Consider the following 1,718-nt stretch of genomic DNA (forward strand, 5'->3'; position numbering starts at 1 on the left):
CTATTAATGGAGTAGCATAGTTCAAATCGATCTGTTAATATCCAAACTAATATTAACATCTTAACCAACACAAATGAAAATGCTCTTTTTTATTTTAGGTTATTTGTTTTTCTGTACGGCAACATTTGCACAAACAGGTAAAATAGATAGCGCTGAAATGGCTACATTGCGTATCGACCCTCAAACTGCGCGCGGCGCGGCTGTTTCTCAGGTTTTTAGCGAAGTAGAATTTATTCCCCTCGAAACTACAAAAGAGAGCCTTTTTGGAAATATTAGCCAGCTAAAAATCGTAGACGATAATTATGTAATTTTTGATTACGATACCAAGGCAATCTTGATTTTTACTAGAGATGGCAAGTTTCGCTCAAAAATTAACGCTAGTAAAATAGAACAAGAAGATAAAAGCAACAAAGACAAGACAGTTTTTTATGGCTTTACCACTAGAAAGGAGAATAATGTCGAATTTATAGTTATTTCCGCACGTCCCAATGCCTTTTACTTCGATCTAAATGGCAGGCAGATCAAAAAGATACCACTCAAAGAGCATAATAAACAGGGCAATAACCGCGACATCAAACTGGCCAATCAAACTACTCTGGTAAGACCCGATTTTATCATAAAAACGGGGAAGGATAGTACTTATTATGAAGTGGGAATAATTAACAAGGGTAAAGATTCAATTGGTTATTTCCCCTATAGCCCAAAAAGGTACGAAACAGATGAATTTATAGGTTCGGGTTCATCGTTATATCAATATGGCTCAGAAAATGAATTGTTTTTTTTAACCTACTATTCATACGATATCTTCAAGGCCAGTACCACTAAACTTTCGCTTGCTTACCATATCATACTTCCTGCAGTAAATTCCTTTCCTACTGATTTCAAAACCAATCCCATTTACGTTAAAAAGAGATTGGAGTATTTCAGAAACAATCCAAAGGTTTTTTACGATTTAAGTAAGCCTTATTTAGTAGGTGATAATCTTTACCTCCAAATGAACAATTTTGGCTGGGATCCAAGCGTTAAAAAAGCGATTATTTACAACCTAAAAACCACTGAGCTAACCTCTATACAAGATCTGGAACCCGATTCGCTTTCCTCTTTTTTACCCGTTACCGATGCCAGTGGTGATTTTTATGATTTTAAAAATCGTGGCTTTCATATGTACGAAAATGGTTATTTATATACCAATTATTCGTCTTTAGCCATGTTTACTTTTAAAGAGCAAAGCGAGGGTAAAACAACAAAATACCCGCCCAATTTAGAAGCTTACTTTAAAACCCAAAATAAAAAGAGTAACCCCATTATTATTAAACTTAAACCTAAACAAAATTAATTTCCCCATCTAAATGCGCCATATCTTACGCTACCTCATCGTATTTTTAGTATTATTCAGTTCTTACAATTCAAAAGCCCAGCAAGCTAATCCTACTCAAATTGGTGCAGTAAAGGGCGTTATTAGAGATACTACACACAACTACAATTTAAAATCGGCAACAGTATCTTTATTTAAAGGCGATAGTACTTTAGTCAGCTATCAACTGAGCAATAACTATGGTGAGTTTAACTTCAAAAATTTACCATTAAATGCTAAAATGTATGTGGAAATAAGCCATGTTGGCTACCAGTTACTCCGCAAAAATTTCACGATTATAGACGGAAAAACTGCACTGGATTTAAAAACATTAATTATCGCTATAAAAGACAACAATTTACAG

2 protein-coding genes are annotated in these 1,718 nt (G+C 34.5%); both read left to right on the forward strand.

Going from position 1 to position 1,718, the window contains the following annotated elements; genetic code table 11:
• Positions 1-73: 73 nt before the first annotated feature.
• Positions 74-1,336 (forward strand): 6-bladed beta-propeller, encoded by a 1,263-nt coding sequence (locus tag AC1DND_RS27270; RefSeq protein WP_477585911.1) that lies wholly within the window; start codon positions 74-76, stop codon positions 1,334-1,336.
• 13 nt (positions 1,337-1,349) lie between these two features.
• On the forward strand, positions 1,350-1,718 hold a 369-nt coding region (locus AC1DND_RS27275; RefSeq protein ID WP_477585913.1), incomplete at its 3' end, for a carboxypeptidase-like regulatory domain-containing protein.

Source organism: Pedobacter sp. 01N416, assembly GCF_056399685.1.

Excerpts from the sequence above, each read along its gene's own strand:
- AC1DND_RS27270 (WP_477585911.1), top strand. The coding sequence starts at position 74 with ATGAAAATGCTCTTTTTTATTTTAGGTTATTTGTTTTTCTGTACGGCA.